6 protein-coding genes are annotated in these 7,380 nt (G+C 68.6%); 3 read left to right on the forward strand and 3 right to left on the reverse strand.

What is annotated here, in order from left to right; all coding sequences use genetic code 11:
* Window positions 1–239: 239 nt before the first annotated feature.
* The 3 genes from INR38_RS28420 to INR38_RS28430 form a co-directional block, all read right to left on the reverse strand.
* Window positions 240–1,529 (reverse strand): mechanosensitive ion channel domain-containing protein, encoded by a 1,290-nt coding sequence (locus tag INR38_RS28420; RefSeq protein ID WP_013803461.1) that lies wholly within the window; start codon window positions 1,527–1,529, stop codon window positions 240–242.
* Between the two features lie 92 nt (window positions 1,530–1,621).
* Window positions 1,622–2,431 (reverse strand): enoyl-CoA hydratase, encoded by an 810-nt coding sequence (locus INR38_RS28425; RefSeq protein WP_099734264.1) that lies wholly within the window; start codon window positions 2,429–2,431, stop codon window positions 1,622–1,624.
* A gap of 17 nt (window positions 2,432–2,448) precedes the next feature.
* Entirely contained in the window at window positions 2,449–3,402 is a 954-nt protein-coding gene (locus INR38_RS28430) for a histone deacetylase family protein (RefSeq protein WP_012204307.1), read from the reverse strand.
* Window positions 3,403–3,444: 42 nt separating this feature from the next.
* Between INR38_RS28430 and INR38_RS28435 the strand changes: the two genes are divergently transcribed.
* From INR38_RS28435 to INR38_RS28445, 3 genes are all read left to right on the forward strand, one after another.
* Window positions 3,445–4,365, forward strand: coding sequence for an AAA family ATPase (locus tag INR38_RS28435; RefSeq protein ID WP_099753123.1), 921 nt, complete (start codon window positions 3,445–3,447; stop codon window positions 4,363–4,365).
* On the forward strand, window positions 4,365–5,399 hold the full coding sequence (locus tag INR38_RS28440) for a DUF58 domain-containing protein (protein WP_207444599.1): 1,035 nt from the start codon (window positions 4,365–4,367) through the stop codon (window positions 5,397–5,399). The genes INR38_RS28435 and INR38_RS28440 overlap by 1 nt, the downstream gene beginning before the upstream one ends.
* On the forward strand, window positions 5,396–7,380 hold a 1,985-nt coding region (locus INR38_RS28445; RefSeq protein WP_207476063.1), incomplete at its 3' end, for a DUF3488 and transglutaminase-like domain-containing protein. The genes INR38_RS28440 and INR38_RS28445, both read left to right, overlap by 4 nt.

Below are 7,380 nucleotides of genomic sequence, written 5' to 3' on the forward strand. Positions count from 1 at the left end.
CACGCGCTTGACCGGGACCAAAACCTTCATTGCAGCGGCTCCTGATTGATTGATAGATTGACGTTTACGTAAACCGAAATCATTGTATGCGGCGCTGCAGCAGCTGCGGCAGGTTTCCCTGACGGCCAAGGGCCGCATGCGCGCTCACAAAAAAGAACGATCGTGCCATTTTAAGCACGACCATTGAGATTTCCTGCGGGGGAACAGCCTGAACTCAGGGTATGCACCTAGGAATAATCCTAGCTGCTTTTCTCTGCTGCCTGAGCCACTACGCCCCCGCGTTCGGTGATCTGCACCACCTGCTTGGGGACTGGCAGGCTCACGCCCGCGGCACGCAGGCCGCGCAGCACGGCGAGGTTCACCTCGGAGCGCACATTGCCCTGGCCATTTTGCGGGTCGTTGATGTAGTAGCTGAGACTGAACTGCAGCCCCTGCTCGACGAAGTCGACCAGTGCCACCGAAGGCGCGGGCGTCTTGAGCACGCGCGGCTGCGCGGCTGCTGCATCGAGCAGGATGCCGCGCACCTGCTCCACATCGCTGTCCATGCCCACGACGATGTTGGTGGACAGGCCGAACTTGACGTCGAATCCGGTGAGGTTCTCCACACGCTGGGTGATCAGCGTCTCGTTGGGCACGATGGATTCGCGGCCGTTGAGCGCGCGGATGATGGTGTAGCGCGTGCGGATGTCGGTGATGCGGCCCTCGAAGCCATCCACGCGCACGTTGTCGCCGATGCGCAGCGCGCGCTCGATCAGCACCAGAAAGCCGCTCACATAGTTGGAGGCGATCTTCTGCATGCCGAAACCCAGGCCCACGCCGATGGCGCCGCCCATGACGGACAGCGCCGTCAGGTCCACGCCCACCATGGACAGCGACACCAGCAGGCCCACCAGGATCAGCACGCTGCGCGTGATGTTCATGGCCACCTTGCGCATGGACAGGTCGCTGACCCACTGGTTGATGACCTTCTGCTCGAACAGCGTTGCCACCCACAGCACGGCCACCATCATCAGGCCCGCCGACAGCGTGCCCTCGATCAGGTTGAGCAGGCTGACCGGCGTCTTGCCGATGTTGAACTGCAGGGCCTCCAGCTCCTCCATGACCTGCGGCAGCAGGCCGATGCTGTGCAGCACGGCCGCGCCCCAGGCCAGCCAGGAGAAGATGCGCTCGATCAGGCGCACCACGGTGGAGTGGGGGAAGGTCCGGCTGAGCACCCGCGCCACGAAGCGGATCACCGACAGGGACACCAGCAGCGACACGGCCACGCGCAACCAGAACACCGTGGAAAACCGCGCCAGGATCTCCTGGCTGGTGAAGACCAGCACCAGCGCCAGCAGCGGGAACAGGGCGCCATCGAGCGCATGGCGGCCTATCCATACGGAGGGCTTTCCATCGTTCAGATGGCCGTAGCGCGCATGCAGGCCGCGCATGGCGCCGTAGGCCAGCAGCAGGCAGGCGATGAGCACGGAGAACTCCAGCCAGGCGCTGGAGCTTTGGAAGTCGTTGATGAGCTTGTCGAAGATGTCCATGGGTCAGGGCCGTTCCGCCGCAAGGGCGCAGGCCGCCATCATCGCGCAGATCCAGGACAGGCCGACCGGACCGGGACCTACATGCAGGTCGGTCAGTGGCCCGTCTTCCAGGCCGGTTCGCGCTTGGCGGCGAAGGCCTGGGCGCCCTCCTGGGCGTCGGCATCCATCATGTTGGCGGCCATGGTCTGGCCGGCCAGTTGGTAGGCCGCCTCGATGCCCATCTCGCGCTGCCGGTAGACCAACGCCTTGCCCATGGCCACGGCCGCACGGGGCTTGCTGACGATGGACTGCACGAAGTGTTCGACGGCATCGTCCAGCGCCTCCTCGGCCACCACGCGGTTGACCAGGCCCTGCTCCAGCGCCTGCTGGGCGTCGATGAAGTCGCCCGTGAGCAGCATCTCCATGGCCTGCTTGGCCGGCACGTTGCGCACCAGCGGCACGCTGGGGGTGGCGCAGAACAGGCCATAGTGGATGCCGCTGGTGGCAAAGCGTGCCGCCTGCGCAGCAACGGCCAGATCGCACTGGGCCACGAGCTGGCAGCCTGCCGCCGTGGCAATGCCGTGCACGCGCGCGATCACGGGAACGGGCAGCCGGTGGATGGACAGCATCATGCGGCTGCACTGGGCGAACAGCTTCTGGTAGTAGTCCAGCTGCGGATGGGCCGCCATGTCCTTGAGGTTGTGTCCCGCGCAAAAGGCCTTGCCGGCCGCAGCCAGCACGACCACGCGCACGGACTCGTCGCGCGCCACGTCGTCCAGCGCATGCTGCAGTTGCGTGAGCATCTGCTCTCCCAGGGCATTGAAGCGCTGCGGGTCGTTGAGCGTGAGCCGCACGACGCCGCGCGCATCACGCTGCACGTCGAGCAGGGGGCTGGCTTCAGGAGGATGGGTGCTCGCGTTCATGGTGTTCCAGATCCGGTTCAGAGGTCGGCCAGCACGCGCACGTGCGCTTCCACGCTGCGCGCAAGCGGCCCCATCACATAGCCGCCTTCCAGGCAGGAGACGATGCGCCCCTTGGAAAAGCGCCGCGCGATGTCCTTGATGCGCGAGGTGATCCAGGTGAAGTCCTGCTCGGTCATGCCCAGCTGGCCCATGTCGTCCTCGCGGTGGGCGTCGAAGCCGGCGCTGATGAAGATCAGCTCGGGCTTGAAGGCCTCCAGGCGCGGGATCCACATCATCTCGACGATCTCGCGGATGTCCATGCCCTTGGTATAGGCGGCCACCGGCACGTTGACCATGTTGGCGGCCGGGTGCTGGTCGCCGCTGAAGGGATAGAAGGGGTGCTGGAAGATGCCGCACATGAGCACGCGGTCGTCGCCGGAGAGGATGTCCTCCGTGCCGTTGCCGTGGTGCACGTCGAAATCGATCACGGCCACGCGCTTGAGGTGGTGGCGGCTGAGCGCGTACTTCACGCCCACGGCCACGTTGTTGAAGAAGCAAAAGCCCATGGCCTGGTGGCGCGTGGCGTGGTGGCCCGGAGGGCGCACGGCGCAAAAGGCGTTCTCCAGCTCGCCGGCCATCACCGCATCGGTGGCCGCCAGCGCGGCGCCGGCCGCATGCAGGGCGGCCGAGAAGGTATGACTGTTGATGGAGGTGTCGGTGTCGATCTGGGAGTACTCGGGGCCGCCGGCCTGCTGCTCCTCGACCAGGCGCTGTGTCAGGCCCTGCAGCGCGGCCACATGCATGCGGTCATGGGCCAGTTCGATATCGGCCAGCGAGGCCTGGGGAGCCTCGTGCCGCTCCAGCGCATCGGCCACGCCGGTCACCAGCAGCCGGTCCTCGATGGCGTCGAGCCGGGCCGGGCATTCCGGGTGCCCCGGCCCCATCTCATGCCGCCAGCACTCCCTATGGGTGAAATAACCCGTCTTGCCCACAGTGATGTCTCCGCGATGTTTTTTTTAGGATAACGTCGCGCCATGCAAGCAACACACAAGATCAAGGCGCTTCTGGATCAGCTTAACACGGTGGTTGTAGGGAAACCGGCTCAGGTCCGCGACAGTGTGGCCTGCCTGCTGGCCGGGGGACACCTGCTGCTGGAAGACGTTCCCGGCGTGGGCAAGACCACGCTGGCGCATGCGCTGGCACACAGCTTCGGGCTGCAGTTCTCGCGCGTGCAGTTCACGGCCGACCTCATGCCCAGCGACCTCACCGGCGTGTCCATCTACGAGCGCGCCAGCGAGACCTTTGTCTTCCACCCGGGCCCCGTTTTCGCCCAGGTGCTGCTGGCTGACGAGATCAACCGCGCCAGCCCCAAGACGCAGAGCGCCCTGCTCGAAGCCATGGAGGAGCGACAGGTCTCGGCCGAGGGCCGCACGCACCGCCTGCCCGAGCCCTTCTTCGTGATCGCCACCCAGAACCCGCAGGAACAGCTGGGCACCTTCCCGCTGCCCGAAAGCCAGCTGGACCGCTTTCTGATGCGCATCAGCCTGGGCTATCCCGACCGCGCGGCCGAGCGATCCCTGCTGTCCGGCAATGGCCGGCGCGCCCAGGCCGACGCGCTGGCACCGCTGCTGACCACGGACGAGCTGCAGCAGTTGCAGGCTGCCGTGCTGCAGGTGCATGCCAGCGATGCCCTGCTCGACTATGTGCAGGACCTGCTGGAAGCCACGCGCTCGGGCCAGTGGTTCGTGCAGGGCCTGTCGCCTCGCGCGGGCATTGCGCTGCTGCGCGCGGCCCGGGCCGTGGCCCTGATGGAAGGGCGCGACTACGTGGCGCCCGACGATGTGCAGGCCATCCTGCCGCAGACGGCGGCCCACCGCCTGGTGCCCATAGGCTCCAGCGGCCGGGGCGCCGTGGAGCAGGTGCGCGCCATGCTGGACGCCGTGGCGCTGCGCTGATGCCGGCCGCTCCCGCGTCTTCGCCCGGCGCCCCCCGGCCGGGGGCATCGCTGCGCCAGCGATGGTCTCCGGCGCGGCGCGTGCGCCAGTGGTGGCATGCCCGCCTGCCCCGCACGGACAGCCTGAAGCTGACCCAGCGCAATGTCTACATCATGCCGTCGCGTGCAGGCTGGGCCCTGGCGCTGACGCTGTGCGTGCTGCTGGTGGCCGCCATCAACTACCAGCTCAACCTGGGCTATCTGCTGACATTCCTGCTGGCCGGCAGCGCGGCAGCGGGCATGGTGGTCGGCCACGGCAATCTGCGCGGCCTGGCGTTGCATCTGCTGCCGCCGGCCGGCAGCTTTGCCGGCCAGCCCTGCCGCTTCGACGTGGTGCTGCACAACGCACGCCGCAGCACGCGTTGGGGCATAGGCCTTGCCGTGCAGGGCGATGCAGCGGCCACCGACTGGACCTGGATCGATGTCCCGGCACAGGGCAGCACCACGGCGCAACTGGCTTTCACGCCACTGCGCCGGGGCCTGCAATCGCTGCCCACGATCACGGCGGCCACGCGCTACCCGCTGGGCACCTTCCGCGTCTGGGCGCTGTGGCGCGCGCAGACCCAGGCCTGGATCTACCCGGCGCCAGAACACAATCCCCCGCCCCTGCCTGCGGCCAGTGCCGATGCCGGCGGCCGCAGCGCGGCCTCCACGCGCCATGGAGACGAGTTCGATGGCGTGCGTGCCTACCGGCGCGGTGATGCGCTCAAGCTGGTGGTCTGGAAAAAGGCCGCCCAGGCCTTTGCCACGGGCAGTGACCAGCTGGTGAGCCGCGACCGCCCGCTGTCCCAGCAGCACCGCCTGTGGCTGGACGCCAAGGCCACCGGCCTGGCCGACCCCGAGGCCCGCCTCAGCCGCCTGACCGCCTGGGTGCTGGTCGCTCGCCAGCAGGACCTGACCTGGGGCCTGCGCCTGCCCGACGGCCGCGAGATCGCCCCTGACCAGGGCGCGGCCCACGCCACGCTCTGCCTGGAAGCCCTGGCGGCCTGCCCATGAATCGCACGTCCATGCCCTCCTCCTTCCAAGCCATTGCGCAGCCCGCGGCCACCTGGCGCCAGCGCCTGGCCGCCCTGCCGCGCGATGCGCGCGACACCCTGTTCCTGCTGGCCGTGGTCGCCTGGGTGCTGATGCCCCAGGCCGCCCACACGCCCTGGTGGACCATGGTCTTCGTGGCCGGCCTGCTGCTGTGGCGCGGCCTGCTGGCCTGGCGAGGCCAGCCCCTGCCCGGCCGCTGGGTGCTGGGTGGATTGCTGCTGCTGGCCGTGGGCGCCACCTGGGTCTCGCACGGCACCTTTATCGGGCGCGATGCGGGCGTGACCCTGATCGTGCTGCTGCTGGCGCTCAAGACGCTGGAGCTGCGCGCCCGGCGCGATGCCATGGTGGTGTTCTTCCTGGGCTTCTTCGCGCTGCTGGCCAACTTCTTCTACTCGCAGTCCCTGCTGCTGGCCCTGGCCATGGTGCTGGGCCTGCTGGGCCTGCTCACGGCCCTGGTCAATGCCCACATGACCGCCGGCCGCCCGCCGCTGACACAGGCGCTGCGCACGGCAACCCTGCTGGCGCTGTGGGGTACGCCGGTGATGGTGGCGCTGTTCCTGTTCTTCCCGCGCATGGCGCCGCTGTGGGGTGTGCCCAGCAACGACCTGGCCGGCCGCAGCGGCCTGTCGGAAAACATGCGCGTGGGCTCCATGGCCTCGCTGGTGCTGGACGAAAACGTGGCCCTGCGCCTGCGCTTCGATACGCCCGATGGTGCTCCTCCGCCTGCCAACACCCTGTATTTCCGGGGGCCCGTTCTGTCGCGCTTTGACGGACAGGAATGGCAGATGGACACGGAGGCCGTTCTGGAGGACGCGCAGTTGCGCGTCTCCGGCGAGGGCGTGAGCTACCAGATGACCATCGAGCCCAGCCGCCGCCCCTGGCTGCCCCTGCTGGACGCCGCGGCCAGGGCTCCCGAGCTGCCCCCGGGCATGGGCAGCGCCCGCATGACGCCCCAGCTGCAATGGCTGGCCTGGCGCCCCATCACCGACGTGGTGCGCATCAGCGCCCAAAGCCATGTGCAGTTCAGCTACGGGCCGCTGCAGCCCACCCGCGCCCTGCGCCGCTACACCCAGCTGCCCGAAGGCAGCAACCCGCGCACGCTGGAGCTGGCCCGGCAGATGCGCGCCGACCCGCAACTGGCCGACGCCCCGCCCCGCGCCTGGGTACAGGCCGCCCTGGCGCGCCTGCGCACGGGCGGCTACACCTACACGCTGGAGCCCGGCGTGGTGGACAGCGTGCACACGGCCGATGATTTCTGGTTCGACAGCAAAGAGGGATTCTGCGAGCACATCGCCTCGGCCTTCGCCGTGCTGATGCGCGGCATGGGCGTGCCTGCCCGCATCGTCACCGGCTACCAGGGCGGCGAGCGCAACCCTGTCGATGGCTACTGGACCGTGCGCAACGCCGACGCCCACGCCTGGACCGAGGTCTGGCTGGAGGACGAGGGCTGGGTGCGCATCGACCCCACCGGCGCCGTGGCCCCGTCGCGCGTGGGCGAGTTCCAGCGCCTGCGCGCGCCCCAGGGTGCCATTGCGGGCGCCGTAGGCAACTTCGTGGGCGTGGGCATGCTGCAGCAGATGCGCGCCGTGTGGGAGGCCGTCAACAACGGCTGGAACCAGTGGGTGCTGAACTACACGCAAAGCCGCCAGCTGGACCTGCTCAAGAACCTGGGCGTGCAGTCGCCATCGTGGGTGGACATGCTGCGCCTGCTGGGCGCGCTGGCCGGCGTGGCTGCGCTGGCCTGGCTGGCCTGGATGGCCCGCGCCCAGCGCAACAGCCGCGATGAATGGCTGCGCCTGATGGACAGGACCCGCGCCCGGCTGCGCCGCATCGGCCTGGATGCCGATGCCAGCCTGCCCCCGCGCGCGCTGGCAGCCCAGGTCATGGACCGCTGGGGCCAGGACGACGCCACGGCCGCCAAGGCCCTGCGCGACTGGCTTTT

The organism is Delftia sp. SD018 (assembly GCF_017355445.1).
In the GTDB taxonomy this organism is placed as follows: domain Bacteria; phylum Pseudomonadota; class Gammaproteobacteria; order Burkholderiales; family Burkholderiaceae_C; genus Comamonas; species Comamonas acidovorans.

Bases quoted from the DNA above. Each gene is read 5' to 3' on its own strand.
- INR38_RS28420 (WP_013803461.1), bottom strand. From the start codon at position 1,529: ATGGACATCTTCGACAAGCTCATCAACGACTTCCAAAGCTCCAGCGCC.
- INR38_RS28425 (WP_099734264.1), bottom strand. From the start codon at position 2,431: ATGAACGCGAGCACCCATCCTCCTGAAGCCAGCCCCCTGCTCGACGTG.
- INR38_RS28435 (WP_099753123.1), top strand. From the start codon at position 3,445: ATGCAAGCAACACACAAGATCAAGGCGCTTCTGGATCAGCTTAACACG.
- INR38_RS28440 (WP_207444599.1), top strand. From the start codon at position 4,365: ATGCCGGCCGCTCCCGCGTCTTCGCCCGGCGCCCCCCGGCCGGGGGCA.